21 protein-coding genes and 1 pseudogene are annotated in these 24915 nt (G+C 65.1%); 8 read left to right on the top strand and 14 right to left on the bottom strand.

Annotated features, from left to right (window positions below; all coding sequences use genetic code 11):
- The first annotated feature begins 35 nt into the window (after positions 1–35).
- The 7 genes from ACHMWQ_RS01720 to ACHMWQ_RS01690 all read left to right on the top strand — a co-directional run bounded on the left by ACHMWQ_RS01720 (position 36) and on the right by ACHMWQ_RS01690 (position 8239).
- A complete protein-coding gene (locus tag ACHMWQ_RS01720) occupies positions 36–1367 on the top strand; it encodes a mandelate racemase/muconate lactonizing enzyme family protein (protein ID WP_396306159.1) in 1332 nt (443 codons plus the stop codon).
- 269 nt (positions 1368–1636) lie between these two features.
- On the top strand, positions 1637–2494 hold the full coding sequence (locus ACHMWQ_RS01715) for a MurR/RpiR family transcriptional regulator (RefSeq protein WP_354553991.1): 858 nt from the start codon (positions 1637–1639) through the stop codon (positions 2492–2494).
- A 420-nt stretch (positions 2495–2914) separates the two neighbouring features.
- Positions 2915–3925: an ABC transporter substrate-binding protein gene (locus tag ACHMWQ_RS01710; RefSeq protein ID WP_396306158.1), complete on the top strand. Its 1011-nt coding sequence runs from the start codon at positions 2915–2917 to the stop codon at positions 3923–3925.
- 123 nt (positions 3926–4048) lie between these two features.
- Complete coding sequence (locus ACHMWQ_RS01705) at positions 4049–4627, top strand: hypothetical protein (RefSeq protein ID WP_396306157.1); 579 nt, start codon at positions 4049–4051, stop codon at positions 4625–4627.
- A gap of 64 nt (positions 4628–4691) precedes the next feature.
- A complete protein-coding gene (locus ACHMWQ_RS01700) occupies positions 4692–5543 on the top strand; it encodes an ABC transporter ATP-binding protein (RefSeq protein ID WP_396306156.1) in 852 nt (283 codons plus the stop codon).
- Positions 5540–7144, top strand: a complete 1605-nt coding sequence (locus ACHMWQ_RS01695; protein WP_396306155.1) for an ABC transporter permease — start codon at positions 5540–5542, stop codon at positions 7142–7144. The genes ACHMWQ_RS01700 and ACHMWQ_RS01695 overlap by 4 nt, the downstream gene beginning before the upstream one ends.
- Positions 7145–7297: 153 nt before the next feature.
- A complete protein-coding gene (locus tag ACHMWQ_RS01690) occupies positions 7298–8239 on the top strand; it encodes a dihydrodipicolinate synthase family protein (RefSeq protein ID WP_396306154.1) in 942 nt (313 codons plus the stop codon).
- Positions 8240–8333: 94 nt separating this feature from the next.
- On the opposite strand, the gene ACHMWQ_RS01685 is transcribed toward ACHMWQ_RS01690, so the two are convergent.
- The 6 genes from ACHMWQ_RS01685 to ACHMWQ_RS01660 form a co-directional block, all read right to left on the bottom strand.
- Positions 8334–10250 (bottom strand): ABC transporter substrate-binding protein, encoded by a 1917-nt coding sequence (locus tag ACHMWQ_RS01685; RefSeq protein WP_396306153.1) that lies wholly within the window; start codon positions 10248–10250, stop codon positions 8334–8336.
- A gap of 126 nt (positions 10251–10376) precedes the next feature.
- The gene (locus ACHMWQ_RS01680; protein WP_396306152.1) at positions 10377–11270 is read right to left on the bottom strand and encodes an ABC transporter ATP-binding protein; all 894 of its coding nucleotides are present in this window, start codon (positions 11268–11270) and stop codon (positions 10377–10379) included.
- Between the two features lie 11 nt (positions 11271–11281).
- Positions 11282–12241, bottom strand: a complete 960-nt coding sequence (locus ACHMWQ_RS01675; protein WP_396306151.1) for an ABC transporter ATP-binding protein — start codon at positions 12239–12241, stop codon at positions 11282–11284.
- The gene (locus ACHMWQ_RS01670; protein WP_396306150.1) at positions 12241–12759 is read right to left on the bottom strand and encodes an ABC transporter permease subunit; all 519 of its coding nucleotides are present in this window, start codon (positions 12757–12759) and stop codon (positions 12241–12243) included. The genes ACHMWQ_RS01675 and ACHMWQ_RS01670 overlap by 1 nt, the downstream gene beginning before the upstream one ends.
- Before the next feature lie 327 nt (positions 12760–13086).
- Positions 13087–14085 carry an ABC transporter permease gene (locus tag ACHMWQ_RS01665; RefSeq protein WP_354553977.1) on the bottom strand — a complete coding sequence of 333 codons (999 nt, stop codon included), beginning with the start codon at positions 14083–14085 and terminating at the stop codon, positions 13087–13089.
- A 176-nt stretch (positions 14086–14261) separates the two neighbouring features.
- Positions 14262–15365: a glycoside hydrolase family 172 protein gene (locus ACHMWQ_RS01660; protein ID WP_396306149.1), complete on the bottom strand. Its 1104-nt coding sequence runs from the start codon at positions 15363–15365 to the stop codon at positions 14262–14264.
- A 337-nt stretch (positions 15366–15702) separates the two neighbouring features.
- Between ACHMWQ_RS01660 and ACHMWQ_RS01655 the strand changes: the two genes are divergently transcribed.
- A complete protein-coding gene (locus tag ACHMWQ_RS01655; RefSeq protein WP_354553974.1) occupies positions 15703–16464 on the top strand; it encodes a GntR family transcriptional regulator in 762 nt (253 codons plus the stop codon).
- 36 nt (positions 16465–16500) lie between these two features.
- Here the strand turns inward: ACHMWQ_RS01655 and ACHMWQ_RS01650 are convergent.
- The 8 genes and pseudogenes from ACHMWQ_RS01650 to ACHMWQ_RS01615 form a co-directional block, all read right to left on the bottom strand.
- Positions 16501–17225 (bottom strand): annotated as a pseudogene (locus tag ACHMWQ_RS01650) (ribonuclease activity regulator RraA).
- Between the two features lie 24 nt (positions 17226–17249).
- Positions 17250–18983, bottom strand: a complete 1734-nt coding sequence (araD, locus tag ACHMWQ_RS01645) for an L-arabinonate dehydratase (protein WP_396306148.1) — start codon at positions 18981–18983, stop codon at positions 17250–17252.
- Positions 18980–19900, bottom strand: a complete 921-nt coding sequence (locus ACHMWQ_RS01640) for an aldose 1-epimerase (RefSeq protein WP_396306147.1) — start codon at positions 19898–19900, stop codon at positions 18980–18982. The genes araD and ACHMWQ_RS01640 overlap by 4 nt, the downstream gene beginning before the upstream one ends.
- Complete coding sequence (locus tag ACHMWQ_RS01635; protein WP_396306146.1) at positions 19897–20688, bottom strand: NAD-dependent epimerase/dehydratase family protein; 792 nt, start codon at positions 20686–20688, stop codon at positions 19897–19899. The genes ACHMWQ_RS01640 and ACHMWQ_RS01635 overlap by 4 nt, the downstream gene beginning before the upstream one ends.
- A gap of 43 nt (positions 20689–20731) precedes the next feature.
- On the bottom strand, positions 20732–21931 hold the full coding sequence (locus tag ACHMWQ_RS01630) for a mandelate racemase/muconate lactonizing enzyme family protein (RefSeq protein ID WP_396306145.1): 1200 nt from the start codon (positions 21929–21931) through the stop codon (positions 20732–20734).
- Positions 21932–21982: 51 nt separating this feature from the next.
- Entirely contained in the window at positions 21983–22828 is an 846-nt protein-coding gene (locus tag ACHMWQ_RS01625) for an ABC transporter permease (RefSeq protein WP_266331735.1), read from the bottom strand.
- Positions 22829–22831: 3 nt separating this feature from the next.
- Positions 22832–23650, bottom strand: coding sequence for an ABC transporter permease subunit (locus ACHMWQ_RS01620; protein ID WP_354554224.1), 819 nt, complete (start codon positions 23648–23650; stop codon positions 22832–22834).
- 101 nt (positions 23651–23751) lie between these two features.
- Positions 23752–24831 (bottom strand): ABC transporter ATP-binding protein, encoded by a 1080-nt coding sequence (locus ACHMWQ_RS01615; protein WP_354553965.1) that lies wholly within the window; start codon positions 24829–24831, stop codon positions 23752–23754.
- Positions 24832–24915: the final 84 nt, after the last annotated feature.

The raw sequence follows: 24915 nt of genomic DNA, 5'->3' as shown, positions 1-24915 counted from the left end.
TCTCTCCAATCCGTTCACGAAGCAAAGGTAAGGACATGTCCCTGCAACAGACCGCCAAGGAAATCGGCCGAGTCGAGGACGCGGTGAACCGCTTCTCGAGCCCGTCCGAGCTGCGCATCACCGATATGCGGCTCGCTGTCGTCGCTTCCAACTACGATTACCCGATCCTGAAGATCGATACCAACCAGGGCGTCTATGGCCTTGGCGAGGTGCGTGACGCAGGCCATGCCGAGAACGCCCTGCAGTTCAAGAGCATGCTGATCGGGCAGAATCCCTGCAATGTCGACATGATCTTCAATGCCATGAAGCGCTACGGCAATTGGGGTCGCGAGGGCGGTGGTGTCTCCGGTATCGAGATCGCGCTGCTGGATCTCGTCGGCAAGGTCTATGGCGTGCCGTGCTACCAGCTCCTCGGTGGCAAGTATCGCGATCGCGTCCGCCTCTATGGCGATACGCCGACGCCCGACAATCCGACGCCGGAGGATTTCGTCAACGCCGTGCTGGGCCGTCGTGCCAAGGGCCTCAACTTCATCAAGTTCGACCTGCGGCCAAGCCTGTTCGAGGGGGCGGGCGGCGTATTGATCGGGCACGATGCGAAATACGACTATGCCTATGAGCCGGGACAGTGGTTCAAGGCGCCGGGTGGCAATCGCGGCGCCAAGCTGACCCAGCGCAGCATCGACGCGGCCGTCGAGGTCGTGTCCGCTGTTCGGGCAGCGGTCGGCTCGGACACGCAACTCTGCGTCGACCACTTTGGCGAGGGCTACCTGACCGCCGACGAGGTGATCCGGCTCGGTCGCGCGCTCGAGCCGTTCGATCTCGCCTGGATGGAAGATCCGGTCCCGTTCTTCGACACGCCGGGCCACAAGAAGGTTGCCGACGCGCTGCTGACGCCGATCGCGGCGGGCGAGAACCTCTATCTGCGCGAAGGGTTCCGCGAGGCGATCCGCACCCGCGCCTATGACATCCTGCATCCGGACCTGCTTTCTTCGGGCGGCATGCTGGAGACGAAGCGGATTGCCGATGACGGCGAGCAGGAAGGCTTGCCGACGGCCTTGCATTGCGCCGGTTCGCCGATCGGCTTCATGGCCAACATCCATTGCGCGGCGGCTATCTCGAGCTTCGTCGCCTGCGAGCATCACGGTCTCGATCTGCCGTTCTGGCATGGCCTCGTGACCGGCATCGACCCCGACTATATGTCCGACGGCTATGTGAAGGTGCCGGAGAAGCCGGGCCTGGGCATCGACATCAACCTGGAGGTGATCCGCGAGAACCTGCGCACCGAGGACACTCTGTTCCTGCCGACCGACGCCTGGAACACGCCGAAGCTCGGCTTCTGGCGCCCGGACGACCGCTGGCCGGAATAGTCTCTGGTCTGAGACGCACGACCTTAGGTCCTGTCCCCGGAACGCTTTTGCAGCGCTCCGGGGACGCTATGGCTTCCGGGATATCGCCGTGACCTCGCTGCGCCGGAGGCACGACGACAGCGCCTGTCGAATCCGGTTGGAGCCGTGCCGCTTGGATTTTGGATGGGTAGCGGTTACGGAAGAACGGTTCGGGGGCGCTTCTTCTCCCGCACTGAATCCACAAGGGTCGCCTCCCGGGGGGACGGCGCTGGGGTGGCGATGGAGCCAACTTGATTTCGATCGCGGAGCGGATCCATTCCAAATACCCGCATATGACGGGGGCCCTGCAGAAATTCGCCGATTTCGTGCTCGCGGAACCGGTGAAGGTCGCGCGGATCAGCATCCATGAGGCGGTGAAGGACCTCGACGTTTCCGTCGCCTCGGCCAATCGCTTCGCGCGGGCGATCGGCTATTCCGGCTATGCCGAATTCCGTACCGAGCTGATCCGGAGCTTCGAACCGGCCTTCGACCCGGTCAAGCGGCTGCAGGTCCAGGTATCGCGCAGCTCGACCAGCCTCGACGTGTTCAAGGCCTCGATGAACGAGGATATCGCCAACGTGCAGAACACGATGGACGCGCTCAGCGACGAGCGCGCCAACCAGGCGGTTGATGCGGTCCTGGCGGCCCGGAACATCATCGTCTTCGGCCTCGACAATGGTGCCAGCTGCGCGGCGATCCTGAGCAACGAGCTGCAGCGCCTGCGCCGCAACGTGACCTCGATCGCCAATTATGGCGGCGCCATCGGCGTCGCGCGACAGTTCACCGAGCTCGACCGAAACGATCTCGCGATCGCCATCGCCTTTCCAAACTACATCAAGGACGTGATCCAGCTCGCAAGCCTCGCCCGCGCCCGCGGCACCAAGGTGCTTGCCATCACGGACAGCCATCATTCGCCGCTGGCGCCGCTCGCCGACATCAACCTGTTCTGCCGCGCCGAGCGCCAGTTCGGCTCGATGTCGAACGCCAGCGCGATCACGCTGATCGAGGCGCTGGTCGCCGCCGTTGCCCACCGCACCAAGCGGGCCGTCGAGCTTGCCGAGCAGTATACGGCGCTCGAACTGCCCTGGCTCGAACGCCCCGGTCCGTAGGTCCGCCGGCGGATCCCGCGAGCCGCAAGCCTCTTCCTCTGCCATCGAACGAATGCCGCATGCCGTGGCCGGCCTCTGGCCGTGCGTGCGCGGCTGCCTATGCTGTACGGTCCGGTCGCCTTCGTGTGGCGTCAGCGCGTGCCGCTGTGCGGGCGGACTGACGCGGGAATGATCAGTCCATCCTCATCTTGCTAGGCAACACAGCAGGGCGCGTTGTTTTCGCTGGTGTTTTCGACCGGCGGCATGGCCACCATTTCAGCACCGGGCCTGATTGTACAAATTATAACGTCGTGACAGTCTTCATGTAACGCGATGTTCATGGTCGGATCGGAAATCGCCGTTCCCCGGCGATGGATCTCCCGCTCTCGAGCCTGGAATAAGCCTCGTCACACCCAGAAGCATCTTTCGGAGCCCATCGATATGGATAGACGGACCTTCATCAAGGTTAGCGCCGCCGCCCTCGCGGCTCCGGCCCTGGTTACCTCCCGCGCCCTGGCCGACACGCCGAAGCTTGGAAAGATGGCCTACCAGCTTGGCTGGGTGAAAAATTTCCAGTTCGCCGGCGAGTACATCGCGGACGCAAACAAGTATTTCGAGCAGGAGGGGATCGCGGTCGATCTCCTGGCGGGCGGTCCGAGCGTCTCGGCGGAGCCGATCGTCATCTCCGGCAAGGCGCTGGTCGGGCAGAACAGCACCGACAACACGGCCAATGCGGTCGCCAAGGGCGCGCCGCTCAAGATCATCGGCACCAATTACCAGAAGTCACCGTCCTCGATCATCTCGCTGACCAAGACCGGGCTCAAGGCGCCCAAGGATCTGGTGGGCAAGACGGTCGGTATCCAGGCCAACAATCAGGTCGTCTGGAACGCCTTCCTGAAGATCAACGGCATCGATCCCGCCAGCGTCAACACCGTTCCCGCCCAGCATGATTTCACGCCGCTGGTCTCCGGGGAACTCGATGCCTTCTTCGGCTTCTCCAACGACGACGTCGTGCAGCTGCGCCAGAAGGGCCAGGACGTCAGCTACCTGCTGATGGCCGACTACGGTTACCCGATGTTCAACTGCAACTACCTCGTCACCGAAGCGACGCTGAAGGACAAGGAGAAGCGCGCCCAGGTCGTGGCCTTCATGCGCGGCGCGATCGGCGGCTGGCAGGAAGCGGTCAAGAACCCGGCGCTGTCGGCGCAGCTGACCGTCGATGTCTATGGCAAGGGCAACGGCCTCGACAAGGCGGCGCAGGAGAAATCCGCCGCCGCGACCAACGAGCTGATGGTCACCGCCGACACGCAGAAGCACGGCCTGTTCTGGATGACCGACAAGTCGGTCGACGAGACCATCGCCACGCTGGCAACGGCCGGCATCGTCGCCAAGAAGGACCTCTTCACCAACGAGATCCTCGAAGAGGCCTTCCAGGGCAAGACCACGCTCTGAGACGGTTTCGCCGGGCGGCCCGGCGACCCAGGCCATCGCAGCCGCGGACCGGCGGTCCGCATTCCCGACGTCCCAGGCTTCCGTGCCCGGGACCGACGGCTTTCGTTCGACAGGAAATCCAGCATGACCCAGAACTACCAGAGCGCGGATGTCTGGTCCCGCACCAAGACGATCAACGGCTATCCGGTCGATGAAGTCCGGTCCGTCTTCCAGAAATCGGTCCGTCGCGGCTGGCTCGAGGAAGCGATCCTGGCCGCGTTCGAACTGCATCAGAGCGGCCTCGAGACGGAAGAACTGCTCTGGCGGCGGATCGAGATCATCGCCACGGAAGAAGTCGGCTTTGGCCTGGTGACGGCGCCGGCCATCATCGAGGCGCTCAACGCCCAGCGGCAGCGCTATTCCGATCGCACCGAGCGCTGGATCTATGCCGTTCAGGCGGTTCGGATCATCGTCACCAACAAGAAGGACCGCACCGCGCCGCAACTGGCGCAGTGGGCGATCGAAGTGACGTCGCGCGGCGAGCGCCAGTTCGAGATCCAGGATTTCATGGTCGATTATCACACCCGCCGCGGTGTCGAGCTCGGCCGTGGCCCCGAGCACTGGACGAGCGCCGGCGGCGGCGATCTCGAAAACATGCTCGAGGGCGTCGACAGCAAATATCTCGACTATTTGAACGCGCTCCGCGCCAAGACGCCGGCCTGATTCTGGCATGGCGCGGCCTGCATCCTGCGCCGCGCCACCCGCAGGCCGAAACGGGATCCATCCGATGGAGCAGTCCAACGTGACGTTCGAGATGAAGCCGAGGGCGAACCCGTCGACGCGTCCAAACGGGGATGCCAGCGGCATCGTGCTCTATGGGCTCTCCAAGAGCTTTTCGCTGCAGGGGCGCTTGGTCACGGCCCTGCATGACGCGGATCTGCGTACACCGGCCGGGTCCTTCGTGTCGCTGCTCGGGCCGTCCGGCTGCGGCAAGTCGACGATCCTGCGGATTCTGGCGGATCTCGAAGTGCCCACCAATGGCAGCGCCCTGATCCACGGCAAGTCGCCCGGCGTATCGCGCGCCAATCACGAGATCGGCATCGCGTTCCAGGATGCCTCGCTGCTCGCCTGGCGTTCGGTCGAGGACAATATCCGCCTGCCGCTGGAAATCAGCGGCATGACGGGGCAGGACGCAGCGGTCCGCGACCTGATCGCGCTGGTCGGCCTCCAGGGCTTCGAGAAGGCGCGGCCGGCGCAGCTTTCCGGCGGCATGCGCCAGCGCGTCGCCATCGCCCGCGCGCTCGTCAACCAGCCGAAGGCCCTGCTGCTGGACGAGCCGTTTGGCGCCCTCGACGACATGATGCGCCAGCGGCTCAATCTCGGCTTGCAGCGAATCTGGATGGAGCGCCGCACGACCACCGTGCTGGTGACGCATTCGATTTCGGAGGCCGTTTTCCTGTCCGATACGGTGGCGGTCATGACCGCGCGCCCCGGACGCATCGTCGAGACGCTGGCGATCGACCTGCCGCGCCCGCGCACGCCGGAAATGATGCGCACGCCGGAATTCCACCGGCTCTGCGACGTTTTCAGCGAATTGCTGTTCGGTGCCAAGGCCGACGATTTGGAACCGGCCCTATGACCGCGACAACCCTGGTTCGGCCCCTCGACCGGCTGCGCGCGCTGAACTGGTCCGGAATTCTGTATGCGACCGCAGGCCTCGCGGCACTCGTGCTGCTCTGGCAACTGGCGGTGCTCTTCATCTCGTCGGGCAATGGCACGATTCCGTCTCCGCTGCAGATCGCGCGGCAGATGCATTCCGATGGCTTCGCCTTCTATGCGGATGCGGCCTCCTACACGGTTTCGGCGGCGTTTCGCGGCTGGCTGTGGGGCAACAGTCTCGCGATCCTGCTGGCCCTCGTCGCCGTCGCCATTCCGTTTCTGGAACGGCCGATCCTGCAACTTGGCATCGTCTCCTATTGCCTGCCGATCGTCGCGATCGGGCCGCTGATGATGATCCTGTTTTCCGGCGATACGCCCAAGGTGGTGCTGGCGGCGCTGTCGGTGTTCTTCACCACGCTGATCGGCACGGTGACGGGCCTTCGCCATGTCGACCGCACCATGCTGGACCTGGTGCACGGCTTTGGCGGCGGCACCTGGCACAAGCTGTTCAAGGTCCGGCTGATCTCGGCCCTGCCGCACCTCTTCGCGGCGCTGCGCATCGCGGCCCCGGCCGCCATCCTCGGCGCGATCGTCGGCGAATATATGGGCGGCACCGAAACCGGGCTCGGGCTGATGCTGGTCAATTCGCAGCAGGCAATGGAGATTCCCCGGACCTGGGCCATCGCGGTTGTCGCCAGCGTGCTCGCGGCAATCGCCTATGCGGCGACCAGCCTGGTCGCCCGCCTGATGACGCCCTGGGCGCGGGAAGTCTCCACCGACATTGGCGGGCTGCATGCGAAGGCCGGCGGCCAGGGCGGCTGGGCGATGGCGATCGCTTCGGCGGTCGGTTCGCTGGGGCTCGTGCTCTTCGTCTGGTGGGCGATATTGCGCGGCTTTTCCGTGCCGCCCTTCTTCGGCAAGGGCCCGCTGGAGGTCTGGAACTATCTCGTCGACCCGCTGATGGGCGCGCAGAACCGCGCGCAATTGATGCGCGAGGCGGTCGTTACGATCCGCGACAGCGCCGCCGGGCTTGTCGTCGGCACCGTGGCCGCCGTCCTGGTCGCTGTCGCCTTCAATCTCTGGGGCGGGGTCGAGCGCGCCTTCATGGGCGTCGCGATTGCGCTGCGGTCGATACCGCTCGTCGCCATGGCGCCGCTGGTGACCCTGGTGTTCGGCCGCAACATGCTGGCCGTCGTGATGATCGGTGCGATCGTCACCTTCTTCCCGACTCTGGTGAACATGACGCTGGCGCTGGCGCAGACGCCGGCCCGTTCGCGGGACCTGATGAAGGTCTTCGGCGCCTCGCGCTTCAGGACGCTGATGACCGTTCAGATCCCGAGCGCCTTGCCGGCGCTGTTCACCTCGCTGCGCACCGCCGCGCCGCTCGCCATCACCGGCGCCTTGCTGGCGGCCTGGCTCGCGACGGGCAAGGGGCTCGGCTATGCGATCGTCACCACGGCCGCCGTCTCGGATTACGAGGGGCTCTGGGCGCGCGTCGCGCTGACGACCGCCTTTTCCATTCTTCTCTATGCGCTGATCGGGCTGGTCGAACGCATCGTCCTGAAAGCCTACGCCAACTAGCCCGGCCCCCTTCGCCCCCGGCAAAGACCGTCGCCGCCGATCGCGGCGCGATGGCGCTCGCCTTGCTCGTGGCCGACGCCCTCCCGCTTCCACCCCCGGCCAGCCGTCCTTAGCGCCTGACCTTTCTCCCCCGATCGTTCCCCGGAGCCTGCCATGAAGACCACCCCCGTCACGCCCGAAGACCTCGTTGCCTCCACCATCGCGCTGCCGCCCATCGCCCGGAATCCGGATGGCGGCATCAACCTCGGTGAAAGCCGCAAGATCGTCGATTGGCTCGCCTCCGCCGGTGTCCGCTCGTTCATGTATGGCGGCATCGCCAACCTGTTCCATGCGAGGCTCAGCGAATATGGTGCGGTGCTCGACCTGATCGAGGCCGTGGCGCCGTCCGAGGACGCATGGATGGTGCCGGCGATCGGCGGCGACTATGGCAAGGCGATCGACCAGGTCGCGATGCTGCGGGAACGCGATTTCCCGACCGCGATCCTGCTGCCGTTCTGGCTGGTGCAGCCCCAAGGCGTGGCGACCGGCATCCGCAAGCTGGCCGATGCCTATGGCAAGCCGCTGATGGTGTTCTTCAAGGCGCTCGATTATCTGACGCCGCAGGACGTTGCGGCGCTTTTGAAGGATGGTGCGCTTTGCGGGGTCGAGTATGGCATCGTCCCGGACGAAACCGGCCAGTCGCCGCATCTGACCGCGCTGCTCGACCTGGTCGGCTCGGCCGACCGCCTGATCGACGGCGCGGGCGAACTGACCATCGTCGAAAGCTCGAAATACGGCATCCAGGGCTACACCTCCGGCACGGGCCTGCTGGCTCCGCACATCTCGCAGGCTTTGCTGGAAGCCGTGAAACGGGGAGACCGCGCCGCGATCGACAGCCTCAGCCAGGTCTTCGTGGATTTCGACGCCGCGCGCGGCGCCTATTCGGCGATCCCCGTCGTGCATGATGCGATCCGCCTGGCGGGCATCGCCGATACCGGTCCGATCGGCCCGTTCTTCGAGACCGCCTCGGATCCGGCGATTGTTGCTGACATCACGCGCATCGCCAGGGAACTGATGCAGGCCAATGCGGACTTCAGGCTGAAGGAAGTGGCATAGCGCGTCCCGCCATCGGGGCGGCGTGATTTCCAGTCAGGCTGAAAAAGATCCGGGGGCTCGCGCCCCCGGATCCGGTTTGATGAAGTCGCTGGGATCAGCCCTTGTTCGGCTCGATCTTCGCGGCGATGAACTTGAAGTTCGACCACCACCACCAGGGACCCTCATAGTAGTTCTCGGCGCTCGGGTAGTTCTTCCAGTAGGTCTCGTTCACCGGAACGAACTTCGAGGTGCCGAACATCTCGATCGAGGGTAGGCCCTTGACCAGATCCTTCAGCATCTCGGTGCCGAGCGGCACGATCTGCGGATCGTCGGCCGGGATCGAGCGCAGCGTGTCGATCTTGGCGCTGAGCGCATCGTCGACATAGCGGCCCTGGTTGGAGGAGGCCGCCGTGCCGTTCGGGCGGACATAGTCCTTGTGCCAACCTTCGAGGCGGACGAACGGATCCGGCACGATGCCGCACGAGGCGCCCCAATAGGAGCCGACTTCATAATTGCCGGTGTTCTCGGCCGTGAAGAACGGGCCGTCCTGCATCTGCTGCACCTTGGCGTCGATGCCGAAGGCGACCCACTCATTGGCGGCGGCGAAGGCCAGGCGCTGTGACTGCACCTCGAAATCGGCCGGAGCCAGGATGTTGATCGTCCACGGCTTGCCGTCCGGCATCAGCCACTTGTCGCCTTCTTTCTTGAAGCCCTGTGCTTCGAGCATCTTGGTGGCCTGTTCGGGATCGAACTTCCACCAGCCGACGCCGAGCAGGTCGCGGAGCTGGTCGGGATCGGTCGGGATGGCCTCGACGCCTTCCGAGCGCAGCTGCTCGCCAAGCCGGACGGCATAGTCGGCGTCGAAGGGCTTGTATCCGTCGGCCAGCGCGAACTCCTTCAGCCAGGGCACCATCGGCTTGTGATAGGTGTCCATCAGCACCTTGGTCGGCGGCAGGGCCAGCGGCGAGGCGCGCAGCATGCCGGAGAAGGTGGCGATCGAGGCCTGCTGCAGGTTCATGGCAAGCGCCAGCGCCCAGCGGGTCTCCGCCTTGTCATAGGGCGGCTTCGACGTGTTGAAGTGGATGCCGCGCTCGCACGGATCGTCGAGGTTGGCATAGGGGAAGCCCTTGAACCACGCCTTCACCTTGGGATTCTGCTTCTGCAGGATATCGAGGCTTTCCGGCGAAATGTCCGTCAGGATGTCCATCTGGTTCTGCGCCATGGCGAGGACGCGCTTTTCCTCGGTGCCATAGGAGCGGAACAGCACATATTGCGCCTTCGGCTCGCCGACGATCTGGCCGACATCCGAGTTCTTCCAGTCCTCGCGCTTCTCCCACAGGAACCACGAGCCGTTCGGGTCGGAGCTCTTGTACTTGTAGGCGCTGATCGTGACCGGCGGGAAATTGGTGAAGGTGGCCGGGTCTTCCTTTTCCCAGATGTGCTTGGGAACGACGTGGAACGGGTTGCCGTAGATCAGCGAGCCGAGAACCAGCGACAGGCGAGGCGTCGGCTTGGTCGTCTCGATCTCGATCGTGTTGTCGTCGACCTTCGTGAACTTCTTGATCGCGGCGTTGAAGGCCGCGCTGTAGGCGATCGCCGGGGTCTTGGCGATCATGTCGGCGGTGAAGACGACGTCATCGGCCGAGAACGGCTTGCCGTCGCTCCAGGTCAGGCCCTCGCGCAGCTTGACGCGGAATTTGGTGTAATCCTTGTTCAGCGCCTCCGGCATGGCGGCGGCGAGGTCGGGGATCTGCTTGCCCGAGGCGGTGTCGATATCCCACATCAGGGCCGAGGCCATCTGATGCATGCCCTGGTTGATCGTGACGCCCTGCTGGTAGGGGTTCATCGTTCCCGGGTTGGCGACGCGGGCGTTCAGCATGTCGACGATCAGCGTCTGGTCGCGCGGCGTGCCGACGTCGGTCATGTCCTGGGCAAAGGCGGGCGCCACGGTCAGCATGGTGCTGGCCATGAACAGGGCGGCGCCGAGGACGGCGATGCCCCGGCGGCGTGGAGTCCTGGAAGTCTCGGTCATGCGTTCCTCCTCGATGGTATGGTGCAGTCCGGCAGTCGGACGGCGGGTTCGACAGTGAGGCTCTCTGTTTCTTAGCGGTCGGCCCCTTGGCAGCTGTCGGATCCGGCGTCGGTAGGTTGGTTCTCCTCAGGCCCGCGCGCGGCGCGGTTCGGCGTCGCGTTCGCGTGCATCGGCCTTGATCTGCTCGATCTCGGCCCAGCGCTCGCCAAGACGCGGGATCGCGCCCATCAGCTCGCGGGTATAGGCCTCGCGCGGATTGGCCAGGATGTCCTGCGGCACGCCGGCGTCGACAATCCGGCCCGTGTTCATGATCACGACGTGATCCGACAGATAATAAGCCGTCGAAAGATCGTGCGTGATGTAGACGAAGGAGACGCCTTTCTCCTCCTTGATCGTCTTGAACAGGTTGACGATGTTCATCCGAAGCGACGCATCGACCATGGAAACCGGCTCGTCGGCGACGATCAGGCGCGGGTTGGGGATGAGCGCCCGCGCGATCGAGATGCGCTGCAGTTCGCCGCCGGAGAACTGGCGGATATATTTGCCGCGCACCCGGTCGAAGGAGAGCCCCACCGAGCGCAAGGCATCCTCGACGACATCGGCGCCATCCGTGGTCTTCTCCGCCACCTTCAGGTTCCTGGCCGTGTTGATCAGGTAGCTGTCGAGCGGCAGATAGGCGCTGAAGGCTTCGAACGGGTTCTGGAAGATCGGCTGCACCAGGCGGCGGAACTCGAAATCGTCGATCCGATCCTTGTGCCTGCCGGTGAGCGGCCGGCCGCCAAGGCGGATCTCGCCGCTGGTCGGCTCGACCAGACGCAGGATCATGCGGGCCAGCGTCGTCTTGCCGGAACCGGATTCGCCGACGATGGAAAACACCTGCGGCTTCGGGTCGAGCTTCAGCGACACGTTGTCGACGGCGGCGATCTGCTTGCCGCGGAACAGGCCGCCGGCGCGGTAGACCTTGCGCAAAGCGTCGATTTCGAGGACCGGCTTGTCGTGCGGGACGGGCGTGGGGGTCATGCGCGTTCCCTCTAGCGGAAATGACAGGCGGAGGCGTGGTTCGGCGCCTTGTCGACCAGAGGCGGCGAGCTTTGGCGGCAGATCGCCTGCGCCTCGGGGCAGCGCGCCGCGAAGCGGCATCCATCCGGCGGCGAGGCGAGGCTGGGCGGCCGGCCTTCGAGGCCGACGCGCTCGCCCCTCTGGCCGACGCGTGGCAGCGCGCCGATCAGGGCCTCGGTATAGGGATGGCGCGGATTCTCGAACACCTCCGATGTCGGCCCGACCTCGACGATCTTGCCGGCATAGGCGATCGCGATGCGGTCGGTGATCTGGTAGTGGACGCCGAGATCGTGCGAGACGAGCACCAGCGTGTTCTTCAGCCGGCGCTGGATCTCGACCAGCATCAGCAGGATGCGCTTCTGCACGACGACGTCGAGCGCGGTGGTCGGCTCGTCGGCGAGGATCAGGCGCGGCCGGACGAAGGCGGCGATCGCTACCAGCACGCGCTGGCGCATGCCGCCGGAAAGCTGGTGCGGATAGCTGTCGAGCACCGTTTCCGGCAGGCCGAAGCCGGCGAGGAATTCGACAATGCGCTGGCGCAGTTCCGCCTTGGTGCCTTGTCTCTCGCGTTTCGGCAGCGCGTCGACGATCTGGTTCTCGACCTTCATGATCGGGTTCAGCACGCTCATCGAGCCCTGCGGCACGTAGGACATCACGTCCCACCAGAGGTCCTGGAAGTTGGCGGCCTCGCTGGTGGTGGTGCGGCCGCTTTCGGGATCGGTGAAGCGGCCCGTGACCGTGCCGCCGGCCATCTTCAGCCCACCGGAAAAGTCGCCATAGAGCGTGCGCATCAGCGTGGACTTGCCGCAGCCGGATTCGCCGGCGATGCCGAGGATCTCGTTGTCCTGCACCGTCAGGGTCACGTCATCGACGGCGGCGACGAAGGCCTCGGGCGTGCCGTAGCCGGCGCGGACGTTCTTGAGCTCGATCATCAGCCGATCCTCCGGGCCGCGGAACGGATCGCCAGACCCGAGGAAATCAGGAACAGCGAGATGAACATCAGTACGATGGCGAGCACCGGGGCGCCGACCCAGAGATAGCGCTGCGCCAGCAGCGCCTGATATTTGAGCGCCCAGTAGATCATCGTGCCGATCGTCGCCTGCTGCGCGCTCGACAGGCCGATGACGGCGAGGCTGGTCTCGGTGGCGATGCCGACCAGCACCGTGTTGATGAAATTGGCCGCCGACCAGCCGGCGATATAGGGGAAGATGTGCCGGCCGAGGATCTTCAGCCGGGACTCGCCGGAGAACCAGGCGACGTTGATGAACTCCCGCTCGCGCATGGTCAGCGCCACGGCGCGCACCTGCCGGCCGGGATAGGGCCAGTTGAACAGGACCAGGGCGACGCCGACGATCGGCAGCGACAGCTGGCCGCCGAACAGGGCGGCGAGCAGGATCAGGATCGGCAGGCTGGGGATGCAGAGCAGCGCATCCATGAAGAAGGACAGCACCCGGTCGAGCCAGCCGCCGGAATAGCCCGCGGCGAGGCCGGCGAAAACGCCGATCAGCGTCGAGAAGAACGCGACCGTGAGGCCGAGGATCAGCGAATTCTGCAGCGCCCAGGTCAGCAGCCAGAAGATGTTCCTGGCCGAGATTGGTGGTGCCCAGCAGATGATGCAGGCTCGGACCCTGGTTGCGGGGCGACTTGTACCAGGTGAGCGGATTGACCGGCGCGAACCAGGGCAGGATCAGGCCGAGGATGACGAAGATCAGAAGCAGCGACAGGCCGAGGCCGAGCCGAAAGGAACCGATCTTGGGGAGCTTGAAGGAGCGCATGATCACCTCGCCCGGATGCGCGGATCGAGGAGCGGGTAGATCAGGTCGATGATCATGGTGGCGGTCGCGACCGCGATGATCGACAGGCTGATCGTGCCCATCAGAAGATTATAGTCGCCCTGGATAACGGCCATGTAGATCAAGTGGCCGAGGCCCGGATATTCGAACAGGATTTCCGTGACGATCGAACCGTTGAACATCAGGCCGATCTGCAGGGCGAGGAAGGTGATCTGCGGCAGGATCGCGTTGGGCAGGACGTAGCGCGTCAGGATCCGCCCGTCGCCAAGACCCTTCAGGCGGGCGTAGCGGACGAATTCTTCCTCGGCCAGCTGTGTCGTCTGCGCCTTGGAACTGATCACCCACCAGCCGAACACCACCAGCACGATCGACAGCGCCGGCAGGATGGAGTTCCAGATCACGCTCTTGATGAAGGCGAAGCTCCAGGGCGCGCCATGCACCGAGGCCGTCAGCGGAAAGATCGGCCAGACATAGGAGAACAGGATCGAGAGCACGAGGGCCAGGATGTAATAGGGGATCGGATATACGACGATCGCGAGCCCTTCCATGATCCGCGACGAGGCGCGGTTGGGGCGCCATCCCGCCCAGAGCCCGACGAAATTGCCGAGCACCCAGGCGATCAGCGTCGAGGTCAACAGCAGCCCGAAGGTCCAGGGCAGCGCCTGCGCTATCAACTGGCTGACCGGCGTCGGGTACATTGCCAGCGACGGACCGAAATCGCCGGTGAGCACGATGCGCTTGACGAAGTTCCAGTACTGCGTGAGCAGCGATCCCTGGAGCCCGAAAGCGTCGGTCAGCGAAGCGCGGAGCGCATCGGACTGGGCAGCGTCCATATAGGCGCCCTGCGAACTGACCTTGGCCAGCATCGCCTCGACGGGATCATTGGGCGCAAAGCGGGGAACGAAGAAGACCACGGTCAAGCCGAAGGCGATCACCAGTATGTAGGAGATCAATCGGGTTGCGATCTGGCCGAGAAGTCTCATGGGCGGTAGTCCCGTCCTGTTGCATCGGGCTCAGGAGGTCGCTCGGGCGCCTTCGCCCGAACGGCCTGGTCTTTCCGGAGTGTGGCGCCCCGGAAAGACTTGCTGGATGCGGCCGTTTCGGGCCGGGGATGGCGGCAAAGGAACTTCGTCGCCATCCAGAAATACCTGCCCGCGCCTCAGATGATTTCGAGGTAGTCTGCGTCCGGCAGGGGCGGGAAGGGCGCCGCGGGAATCGTCTGGTACCAGAAGGCGACGGAGGCGATGTCATCCTGCAGCGGCAGATAGCGCCGGTTCTTCTTCTCGGTGCGCCAGCCGATCGCCTGGATCGTTACCCTGAGGTCCGTATCGAAGCGGATCGGATCCATGATGTGCCAGCGATACATGCCGAAGCGGGTCTGCGACTGGTAGGTCCCATCAGGCCGAAGAACCTGCGGCAGGCCGGCATAGGCGGTCGAATACTCGCGATAGGCACTGGTCATGTTGGGGTCGATGACGCCGCCGTCGAAATTATAGGCGCCGCAGAAGTAATCCTCGGTTCCCGTGCCGCAGATGGTCGGGAATTCCTGGTCCCCGTCCATGAAGAACTTGATCTCGCCTTCGCCCCACCAGCCGGCATTGTTGACGCCCCAGGCCATGTAGGTACCGACATAGTGGCCCTGACCCTTGACGCCATCGAGGATCGTGTAGTCCTCGCCAAACGGCAGCGGGTTGGTGCGGCGGAACTGGGCGTGGAAATAGGCGGCGTCCGCGGGGACGTCGGTCAGCGTGTAGTTGATCTGGTAGTAGAGGATCACCGGCTCGACGGGATCGCGGTTTTCCAGCGTAATCCTGGCCCGCTTGCGGAACGGCATCTCCCAGTAACAATTGAAGGCGCGGCCCGGATTGACGCAGACGGCGAGGGAGGAAACCTGCGCGAAGCGGTTCCAGCCGCAGGCAAAGAAGTCGCCCAGCGGGGATTCGACCGACGGCGTCTCCTGGTCGTCCCAATGAATACGCAGGATCAGGTTGCGCCAGCGGACATTCGAGACGACGCACCAGATCTGCTGGATCGCGCCGGGGCCCTCAATGTCGCCCATGACAAAGGTTTCGCCGGGCTGGATCTCGACCGAAGGCGAGACTTTCCAGCCGAGTCCGTCGCCATTCTTGCCGAGGCCGCGGGCGCAGCTGGCGCCCGTGCCCTCCAACGCCATGCCGCCCTTGCCCTTCTCGCCGGTGAAATTCTCCGGGCTGATCGAGCGGGTTTTGGCCTTGGACAGCCGCGAAAGGTTCCCGAGATTCATCCCAAGACCGGAAAAGTCCTCTGACATTTTTCCTCCATGTCAGTGCGCGCGAGATCGGTCCGCCGAGACCATCAGATCTTCGGAGGTGACAAGCAATGGAACGTCTAGACAGATTTAGGGCGTTAGCTGACAAGGCCGTCCCGGCGCAGGACATGAATGTCCCGCGATCAAAGAGGCTGACAGCACTCTATGCTTGTTGCTTTGGTAGTGGCGTTACCTTGGCGTTTGGTTTCCAACCGGGAAGTCTGTTCTTATTATTTTGATCATATTGATCAATCGCTGTTGTTCAGCGGGTGTTATTATTGTGAGATGCTAGGATCCTAGTTTGGGGGTGTCAATGGCCATCGCAATGTCGAAGCGAAAAACTGCCGGAGCGGCCGAGCGGCTGCGGCGAGACGATCCGTTTCCCGCGGACGCCGCGATCGACCGCTCGCGCCCGATCGGCGAGCAGGTCTATGGGCTATTGCGGCGTGCGATCGCGCATTGGCGTCTGTTGCCCGGGGACCCCATTCCCGAGGCGCTGGTCACGGGGCGCTTCGATATTTCCCGGTCGCCGTTGCGCGAGGCGTTTCGCCAGCTTGCCTCCGACGGGCTGGTGGTGATCCGCCCGCAGGCCGGCACCTATGTCTCGCCGGTGGACCGGCTGCGCTGGGAGGAGGGGCGGCTCATTCGCCGCGCGCTCGAGATCGAGGGCATCCGCCATGCCGCGCAGCATGTCACCCAGGCCAATCTGGACGAATTCGAGTTGCTGCTGCGCCAGCAGCGCCGGGCTGCCGAAGGGGAGCATTTCGCGGAACTGATCGATCTCGACGACCGATTTCATGCCGCGATCTGCAATCTGAGCGGCTTTCCCCGGCTCTGGCGGATGATCGACGGCGCCAAGGCGCAGATCGACCGCACGCGCTTCATGGCCCTGCCGGCGATGGGGCGAGCCGATGCGACCCTCGACGAGCATCAAGGGATCGTCGAGGCGCTCGCTGTCCGCGATCCTGAGTTGTCGGTCCAGCTTCTGGTCCGCCATCTCGACCGGTCCGACGAGGCGATGGCCCAGCTTTTCGCGGGGGAAGACTTCTTCTCGGGCCTGTCGCCCCGCGCTTGATGCAGGGCCGCCTTTCTTCGAACCGCCCGCGCGGCCCTACAGGCCCTTCTCCTGGCGCCACCGGGCGTAGTCGGCCTGGGCCTTTTCGCTGGTGGGGGGTAAAGGCCGATGATCGGCGCGCCGGCGTCGACCTGTTCGAGCACGAACACCTCGAACTGCTCCATGCCGGTGCATTCGTCGGCGATCTCATCGGCGAGGTGGGCAGGAATGACCATGACGCCGTCGCCGTCGCCGACCAGCACGTCGCCAGGGAAGACCGCCGCGTCGCCGCAGGCGATCGGCACGTTGATGTCGAGCGCCTCGTGCAGCGTCAGATTGGTCGGCGCGCTGGGGCGCTGGTGGTAGGCGGGCATGTCGAGCTGGGCGATGCCCTCGGCGTCGCGAAATCCGCCATCGGTCACGACGCCGGCGCAGCCGCGCTTGGCCAGCCGCGTGATCAGGATCGAGCCCGCCGAGGCGGCGCGCGGATCCTTGCGGCTGTCCATCACCAGCACGTGGCCGGGCGGACAGGTTTCCATCGCCACGCGCTGCGGGTGATCTGGATTGCGGAAGACTTCCATCGGGTTGCGGTCTTCGCGCGCCGGGATATAGCGCAGCGTGAAGGCCTGGCCGACCATGTTGCGGCCCTTCCAGCGGACCGGGCTGACGCCCTGGATGAACTGGTTGCGCAGGCCGCGCTTGTACAGGGCGCTGGCGACGGATGCGGTCGAGATCTTCGACAGCTTCGCCCGCGTCTCGTCGGAAAGGATGTAGGTGCTCATGTCGCTCACGATTTCTTCAGGGCGCTAGTAGATGACCGGCTCCTCGACGGGGCGGCCGTATTCGGTGCGTAGGAAGTCGAAGTCGCAACCCTTGTCGGCCTGCTCGATATGCTTGGAGAACATCAGGCCATAGCCGCGTCCGTAGCGGGGCGGCGGCGCGACCCAGGCCGCGCGTCGCGTCGCGAGCTCCTCCTCGCTGACCAGCATGTCGAGCCGGCGCGCCGGAATGTCGAGCTCGACCATATCCCCGGTCTTCAACAGCGCAAGCGGGCCGCCGACATAGGATTCCGGCGCGACATGCAGGACGCAGGCGCCGAACGAGGTGCCCGACATGCGCGCGTCCGAAAGGCGGACCATGTCGCGCAGGCCCAGCTTCAGCAGCGCCTTGGGCATCGGAATCATGCCCCATTCCGGCATGCCCGGACCACCTTGCGGCCCCGCATTGCGCAGCACCAGCACGGTGTCGGGCGTCATCGGATAATCCGGATCGTCGATGATCTTCTTCAGTTCCGGATAGCTGTCGGCGACCAGCGCCGGACCGACATGCCTGTGGAATTTCGGGTCGCAGGCGGCCGGCTTGATGACGGCCCCGTCCGGGCAGAGATTGCCCTTGAGCACGGCCAGCGAGCCCTCGTGATAGACAGGGTTGGAGAGCGGCCGGATCACGTCCTCATTGTAGATCTTCACTTCCTCCAGCCCCTCGACCAGCGGACGGCCGGTCACCGTGATGGCCGAGGCATCGAGCTTGTCGCCCAATTGCTTCATCAGCGCGCGCAGGCCGCCGGCATAGAAGAAATCCTCCATCAGATATTGCGTGCCGGAGGGACGGATATTGGCGAGGACGGGCGTTGTGCGGCCGATCAGGTCGAGGTCGTCCAGCTCGAGCGGAATGCCGGCCCGCCGCGCCATGGCGATCAGATGGATGATGGCGTTGGTCGAGCAGCCGGTCGCCATGGCCACCGTGACGGCGTTTTCCACGGCGGCGGGGGTGATGATCTTTTCCGGCGTCAGGTCTTCCCACACCATCTCGACGGCGCGCCGGCCGCATTGGGTGGACATGCGCTGGTGATTGGCGTCGGCGGCGGGGATCGACGACGAACCCGGCAGCGACAGCCCCATCGCCTCGGCGATCGCGGTCATCGTGCTGGCGGTGCCCATGGTCATGCAGTGGCCGTAGGAGCGCGCGATGCCTGCCTCCATGCCCATCCATTCTTCCTTGGTGATGGTGCCGGCGCGCCGCTCGTCCCAATATTTGAACATGTCTGTGCCGGAACCGAGATATTTGCCGGCATAATTGCCGCGCAGCATGGGCCCGGCCGGCAGGAAGACGAAGGGCAGGCCGACCGAGATCGCGCCCATGACCAGGGCCGGCGTGGTCTTGTCGCAGCCGCCCATCAGCACCGCGCCGTCGATCGGATGCGAGCGCAGCAGCTCCTCCGTCTCCATCGCCAGCATGTTGCGATAGAGCATGGTGGTCGGCTTGACCCAGCTCTCCGAGAGCGACATGGCCGGCAGTTCGACCGGAAAGCCCCCCGCCTGAAGGATGCCGCGCTTCACCCATTCCACGCGATCTTTGAAATGGGCGTGGCAGGGCTGCGCGTCCGACCAGGTGTTGATGATGGCGATGACCGGCTTTCCTTCCCAGTCGGCTGGGTCGTAGCCCATCTGCAGCGTGCGCGAACGGTGCCCCGATGACCGTTGGTCGTCCGGCGCGAACCAGCGCGAGGAGCGGAGCTGGTCATAGGTCTTGCGGGTCATCGTCTGTGCCTCGTGGTGGAAAAGGGCATCGTGCGGAGGGGCATCGCCTGGATCGTCATCGTGCCGGCCATCGCCTCGCCGGGCGCAAGCCTGTGCATGGCGTTGGCGGCGCCGAGTTCGGGGCGGTTGATCGCGTCGGGGGCGTGGCTCACCGGTTCCGCGCAAAGGACCACGCGATCATCCGGGACGAAGACATGGAGATGGCGGAAGGCGCCCTCGGCTTCCAGCTCCAGGGCGAGGTCGTCCTCGGGCCGCTCCAGCCGCACCTGGCGGGGCTCCCAGCCGTCCAAGAATCCGTCGAACCAGGGCAGCGTCGCGAGGGGGGCGGGGGAGGCGGGCTCAAAAGCCGGCACCGTCCGGGGCGGCAGGATCGGCAGGCCGCGTGCATCCCGTCCCAGCACACCGCGCGAGGCAAAGGCCAGCGTGGTGCGCGGCGATTTCGGAAACCAGGGGTGAAAGCCGATGCCGAATGGTATGGCGCGCGCGCCGTCATTGCGCACGGAGAGCGACAGACGAAGCCCCGCTTCGGAAAGGGCGATCTCCTGCCGCGCGTGATAGCGATACGGGTTGTCGGCGCGCTCGAAATCCTGTTCGAGCGTCAGCGTGGCGCTGTCCTGCGCCGTGATGCGCCAGGGGTTTTCACGCCCGAAGCCGTGGATCGCCATCGCCTCGGCCGGATGATTGACCGGCACCGCATAGTCATTTCCTTCGAAGCGGAAGCGGCCATCCGCGATGCGGTTGGCAAACGGGACCATGGCGAAACATCCGGCCTTGAAGGGCGCCAGCGATCCCGTCACCGGCTCCAGCACGGCGACCTTGCGGCCGTCGGGGGGGCGCCAGTTGGCCGAGAGGATCGCCCCGCCCTGTGCGGGATCCACGGTCATGTCGTAGCTGCCGGCTGCCAGCGCGACGGTCATGGCTCGGCGTCGCCCTTCGTGTAGTCCTGCGCGGTGAAGCTGCCGCCCTGAAACCGCCGCGTCACGGCATCGCCCTCCTCGGGAAGGGGCGCGAAGCGCTCGGCGTCGTCTTGCGGCACATAGCCGATGCGCGCGGCGTCATCCTCGCTCCACCACGATTGCCGGTTGGCCGAGACGCCCCACACGATGGCGTGGCCCGGGCTCTCTGCCTCCAGCGCGGCGATCACCAGGCGCTCCAGATCGTCGTGCGACAGCCAGGTCGACAGGTGACGGGCCTCGGTCGGCTGCGGAATGCAGGTGCCGATGCGCATGTGGACGCTTTCCAGCCCATGCTTGTCGAACATCATGCGGGCGAGCAGTTCGCCATAGGCCTTGGAGAGACCGTAATAGCCGTCCGGCCGCATCGGGTCGCGGACGGACAGCTTCTCGCCCCGCTCGTAAAAGCCGATGGCGTGGTTGGAGCTGGCAAAGACGATGCGCTGGCGATCCTGCCGCGCGGCTTCGAACAGATGGATCAGGCCGAGTATGTTGGCGTCGAGGACGGGGCGGAACGGCTTTTCGACGCTGATACCGCCCAGATGGACAATCTGGTGCGTGCCCTGCACCAGCTCCCGAACCGCGGCTTCATCCCGCAGATCCGCCGGCACGAACGTTGAGCCTTCGGGAAGCGGATCGGGAAAGGCCGCGATATCCGAAAGGCGTAGGGCGTAGCCCTTGCGCGCCAGGCGCGGGGCCAGCATGCGGCCCAGCGTGCCGGAAGCGCCGGTGAGCAGGATCGTGCGTGTCATGTCATGGCTCCTTTCATCCGGGCGCGATTGCCGACCGGGCCCGTCACGATGTCCTCGTGGTCCGGCGGATCACCTCGGGATGATCGAGCACGAAATCGGACAATTCCAGCCCGAGGCCGGCGCCCTCGAAGGGATAGATTTCGCCGTTCTCGATGCGCGGCATCACCGTGACGAGATCGCGATACCACGAGGTGTAATAGGCGCGCACGGATTCCTGGTAGATCGCATTGGGCAGGTTCAGCGACAGGTGGATCGAGGCGGCGAAAACCACGGGGCCGGTGCAGTCATGCGGTGCGACCGGCCGCTGGAACGTCTCGGCCATGGTGCCGATCTTCTTCGCTTCCGACAGCCCGCCGCACCATGACACGTCGAGCATCACATAGTCCGTGGCGTCAGCCTTGAGCACGTCGAGGAACTGCGATCGCGTCGCCAGCGTCTCGCTGGCGCAGACCGGAATGCCGGACTGGCGGGCATAGATCGCCAGGGATTGCGGGTTGACCATCTTGATCGGATCTTCGGCCCAGAACGGGTTGAACTGGCGCAAGCCTCGCGCGATCGCCAGGGCCGATGTCAGGTCCCACATCGAATGCAACTCGACCATGACTTCCATCTTGTCGCCGACCGCCTCGCGGATCTGGCGGAAGGGGAGGAGCGCCTTGTCGAGATCGGTGGCGTGGATAAAATTACCGCCATTGGCGACCGCGAACGGGTCGAAAGGCCAGATCTTCATCGCGGTGATGCCTTCGGACAGCAGGCTCTCCGCCAGCGCGCCGGCATCCCTGTGGAAGGCCAGCTGGTCCTCGTAGGGTCCTTCCTTCGCGTCGTCGCCATCGCCGATGTAACGCCGCGCGCCGCTCTTGTTGTAGGTGTAGCCGGCGCAGGTGTTGTAGGTGCGGATCACCGGTCGCGACAGGCCGCCGAGTAGCTGGTGGATCGGCTGGTTCACTACCTTGCCGAAAATGTCCCACAGCGCGACGTCGATCGCCGATGCCGCGCGGATCTCGACACCCGACGAACGGAAGCCGACATAGGGCGACAGCAGCAGGCTGGAGATGCGGTCGATCTCCAGCGGGTTCTGGCCGATCAGCAGCGGCGCGATATCGCTGTGGATGTAGGCCGCCACCGCATTGGCACCGCGAAACGTCTCGCCCAGCCCGACAATGCCTTCATCAGTATGCACCTGCACCCAGAGGATGTTGTTGAGGTGCGGCAGCTGGATGGTTTCAATCGCTTGGATCTTCATGGAATTTTCCGGGGCATTGCGGGAGGGGCGGCCTGCGCCGCCCCCTGGACGTCAGTGAGTCGAGGCTTCCGACCGGCCGCGCGCGACGATCTGCGTCGGGTTCACGAAGCGGAGCGCGATCAGCAGCCAGACCAATGAGGTGACCATGTAGATCACCGCCATGGCGTCGATCGACTGCACCGAGCGGACGCCTGCGGCGAAGACCGAGTAGTAGAGCGCGACCACGAGGGTCTGGCTGGTCGGCCCCGCGGTTAGGAAGGTCAGCTCGAACATCGCCACGGTGCGGACCAGCACCAGCAGCATCGAAGCCAGCATGCCGGGAAGCAGCATGGGCAGCAGCACGTGACGGAAAAGCTGGAACGTGCCGGCGCCGAACACGCGCGCCGCCGCCTCTACCTTGGGATCGATCTGCTCGATGAACGGGATCATGACCAGGATGACGAAGGGCACGGTCGGCACGAGATTGGCCAGCACCACGCCCCAGAACGTGCCGCCGACGCCGGCCATGTAGAGCACCGTCGCGAGCGGAATGCCGAAGGTGATCGGCGGCACCAGCAGCGGCAGCAGAAAGATCAGCAGCACGAGCTTCTTGCCGGGAAAATTCCGCCGCGCCATCGCGTAGGCGGCCGTCACGCCGAGAAGACCCGACAGGATCACGACCGTGAAGACGATCTGGAAGGTGACCAGCAGCACGTGGTCGAGCTGGAACTCGGCCCAGGCCGCCGCATACCAGCGGATCGTGAAGGCATCCGGCAACCAGCTGCGCAGCCAGCGCGTGCCGAAGGACGAGACCACCACGGCCGCGATGACGGCGATGACGTTGAGGACGAACAGACCCGTGACGACCCAGACGACCGTGATCCACAGCTTGGAAAGAAGAGAGGTATCGCGAACCATGGGTCAGCCTTTCCCGCCGGCGGTCGAGCCGCGGTAGAACATTGAGCGCACGCCAAGCAGGCCGGCCACGACGAGGAGCTGGACGGCGGCCATGATCATGGCGATCGCCGAAGCCTTGGAGGGGTTGTATTCCTCGAACGCGGCCTGCGCGGCGGCGATGGAAATGACCCGCGTCGGCCCGGACGGCGCGCCGAGCAGCACGGCCGACGGGAAGACCGAGAAGGCCTGCACGAAGGTGAGGCAGGCCGAGACTACCAAGCCCGGAATCAGGAGCGGCAACAGCACATAGCGGAAGCGCTGCCAGCTATTGGCGCCATGGGTGGCGGCGGCGCGCTCCAGCGCCGGGTCGACGCCGGAGATGTAGGAGAGCGTCAGCAGGAAGGTGAACGGGAAGACCGTGATCACCAGCGAGACGAAGACGCCCCAGTAATTGTTCGTCAGACGCAGCGGGCTGTCGATCAGGCCGATGGTCATCAGCGTGCGGTTGAACCAGCCCTGCGCGCCCAGATAGTTCAGCAGGCCCTCGGCGACGAGCACCGTGCCGAGCGTGATCGGCAGCACGAGAATGGTGGTGAGCAGCCGCTGGCGCTGGAGCAGGCGCACGCGCATCGCGATCGGCACCGCCAAGATGCCGCTGAGGAGCGTCACCGGAACGGCGAGCCGGAGCGTGGCGCCGATCGTGTTGTAGAGATAGGGATCCGAGAAGAACTCGCGATAATTGGCGAGGGCGTCGCCTTCCAGGGGATTGAACGACAGCACCAGTCCGTACAGGAACGGGTAGACGAAGATGCCGAGCACGAAGAGAAGGGCCGGCAGGATCATCAGCGTGACGCCGTCTATCCCCCGGTTGGCTAGCCGACGGCGCAGGCCCGGCCGGTCCGGCTCCGCGTTGACGCGCGGCGATGTCTGGATCGCTTCGACGCTCATGCTGCCCTCGCTGTCGCAAAGACCAGGGCGCGCAGGGCGTCGATCTCCAGGCTGATGCGGCTGCCGATATCGACCTTGCGCGGCCCGTGGAAGACGAGCTCCATGTCGGTGGCGGTGCGGGCGGTGCCGACATATTCGCGGCCGCGATATTCGATGGTCTCGACCGTCGCCTGAATGGCGTTTCCGCCCGAGGTGCCCTCGATCACGTCGTCGCCGCGGGCGGCGAGCACGGCATCGTCGCCGGGCTTCAGGGCGTCCATGGCGCGGCCGGTGAGTTCGCGTCCCTCGGTCGAGATGGTGGCGACGCCATTCGCGACGCCGACGACCTTGCCGACGACCTTGTTGCGGAAGCCCATGAACTCGGCCACGTCGAGATAGAGCGGGCTCTCGTAGAGTTCATGCGGCGTGCCGACCTGACGGATTGACCCGTCGCGCAGCACCACGATGCGATCGGCCAGCGACAGCGCCTCGTCCTGGTCGTGCGTGACGTAGATCGTGGTCGCGCCCAACTGGTTGTGGATACGGCGGATCTCGGCGCGCATTTCCAGGCGGAGCTTGGCGTCGAGATTGGACAGCGGCTCGTCCATCAGCACCAGAGGCGGCTCGATCACGATGGCGCGGGCGATGGCCACGCGCTGCTGCTGGCCGCCCGAGAGCTGGCCGGGAAGCTTGTCGGCCTGGCCCTGAAGGCGCACCAGCGCAAGGGCTGCCTGGGAGCGGGTTTCGATTTCGGCGCGCGGCAGGCCGCGCATCTTCAGGCCGAAGCCGACATTCTGCAGCACGGTCATGTGCGGAAACAGCGCATAGTTCTGGAACACCATGCCGAAGCCGCGGTCTTCCGGCTTGAGCTGGTCGATGCGCCGGTCGTCGATATAGATGCCGCCGCCGGTGGTTCCGAGCAGGCCGGCGATGCAGTTGAGCGCGGTCGACTTGCCGCAACCGGACGGGCCGAGCAGCGCGACGAACTCGCCCTTGCCGATCACGAGTTCGATCTGGTTCAGCGCATGGAAGCTCCCGAAAGCCCGGCTTACGCGGTCGAGACGCAGTTCATTGAAGGACATTGAGGCGAGCGACATGCCGTTATTCCGTCCGAAACAGGGATCCAGGGCGTCACTGCCGCGGACCCGATGGGCGCGCGGCAGCGACAATGCGGAGCGGCC

The organism is Kaistia sp. UC242_56 (assembly GCF_044452255.1).
Classification (GTDB): Bacteria; Pseudomonadota; Alphaproteobacteria; order Rhizobiales; family Kaistiaceae; genus Kaistia; species Kaistia defluvii_A.
Note: the sequence above shows the minus strand (reverse complement) of the source record. Positions and strands in the feature narration are given on the sequence as shown.

Excerpts from the sequence above, each read along its gene's own strand:
- ACHMWQ_RS01720 (WP_396306159.1), top strand. The coding sequence starts at position 36 with ATGTCCCTGCAACAGACCGCCAAGGAAATCGGCCGAGTCGAGGACGCG.
- ACHMWQ_RS01710 (WP_396306158.1), top strand. The coding sequence starts at position 2,915 with ATGGATAGACGGACCTTCATCAAGGTTAGCGCCGCCGCCCTCGCGGCT.
- ACHMWQ_RS01705 (WP_396306157.1), top strand. The coding sequence starts at position 4,049 with ATGACCCAGAACTACCAGAGCGCGGATGTCTGGTCCCGCACCAAGACG.
- ACHMWQ_RS01700 (WP_396306156.1), top strand. The coding sequence starts at position 4,692 with ATGGAGCAGTCCAACGTGACGTTCGAGATGAAGCCGAGGGCGAACCCG.
- ACHMWQ_RS01695 (WP_396306155.1), top strand. The coding sequence starts at position 5,540 with ATGACCGCGACAACCCTGGTTCGGCCCCTCGACCGGCTGCGCGCGCTG.
- ACHMWQ_RS01690 (WP_396306154.1), top strand. The coding sequence starts at position 7,298 with ATGAAGACCACCCCCGTCACGCCCGAAGACCTCGTTGCCTCCACCATC.
- ACHMWQ_RS01685 (WP_396306153.1), bottom strand. The coding sequence starts at position 10,250 with ATGACCGAGACTTCCAGGACTCCACGCCGCCGGGGCATCGCCGTCCTC.
- ACHMWQ_RS01680 (WP_396306152.1), bottom strand. The coding sequence starts at position 11,270 with ATGACCCCCACGCCCGTCCCGCACGACAAGCCGGTCCTCGAAATCGAC.
- ACHMWQ_RS01675 (WP_396306151.1), bottom strand. The coding sequence starts at position 12,241 with ATGATCGAGCTCAAGAACGTCCGCGCCGGCTACGGCACGCCCGAGGCC.
- ACHMWQ_RS01665 (WP_354553977.1), bottom strand. The coding sequence starts at position 14,085 with ATGAGACTTCTCGGCCAGATCGCAACCCGATTGATCTCCTACATACTG.
- ACHMWQ_RS01660 (WP_396306149.1), bottom strand. The coding sequence starts at position 15,365 with ATGAATCTCGGGAACCTTTCGCGGCTGTCCAAGGCCAAAACCCGCTCG.
- ACHMWQ_RS01655 (WP_354553974.1), top strand. The coding sequence starts at position 15,703 with ATGGCCATCGCAATGTCGAAGCGAAAAACTGCCGGAGCGGCCGAGCGG.
- araD (WP_396306148.1), bottom strand. The coding sequence starts at position 18,983 with ATGACCCGCAAGACCTATGACCAGCTCCGCTCCTCGCGCTGGTTCGCG.
- ACHMWQ_RS01640 (WP_396306147.1), bottom strand. The coding sequence starts at position 19,900 with ATGACCGTCGCGCTGGCAGCCGGCAGCTACGACATGACCGTGGATCCC.
- ACHMWQ_RS01635 (WP_396306146.1), bottom strand. The coding sequence starts at position 20,688 with ATGACACGCACGATCCTGCTCACCGGCGCTTCCGGCACGCTGGGCCGC.
- ACHMWQ_RS01630 (WP_396306145.1), bottom strand. The coding sequence starts at position 21,931 with ATGAAGATCCAAGCGATTGAAACCATCCAGCTGCCGCACCTCAACAAC.
- ACHMWQ_RS01625 (WP_266331735.1), bottom strand. The coding sequence starts at position 22,828 with ATGGTTCGCGATACCTCTCTTCTTTCCAAGCTGTGGATCACGGTCGTC.
- ACHMWQ_RS01620 (WP_354554224.1), bottom strand. The coding sequence starts at position 23,650 with ATGATCCTGCCGGCCCTTCTCTTCGTGCTCGGCATCTTCGTCTACCCG.
- ACHMWQ_RS01615 (WP_354553965.1), bottom strand. The coding sequence starts at position 24,831 with ATGTCGCTCGCCTCAATGTCCTTCAATGAACTGCGTCTCGACCGCGTA.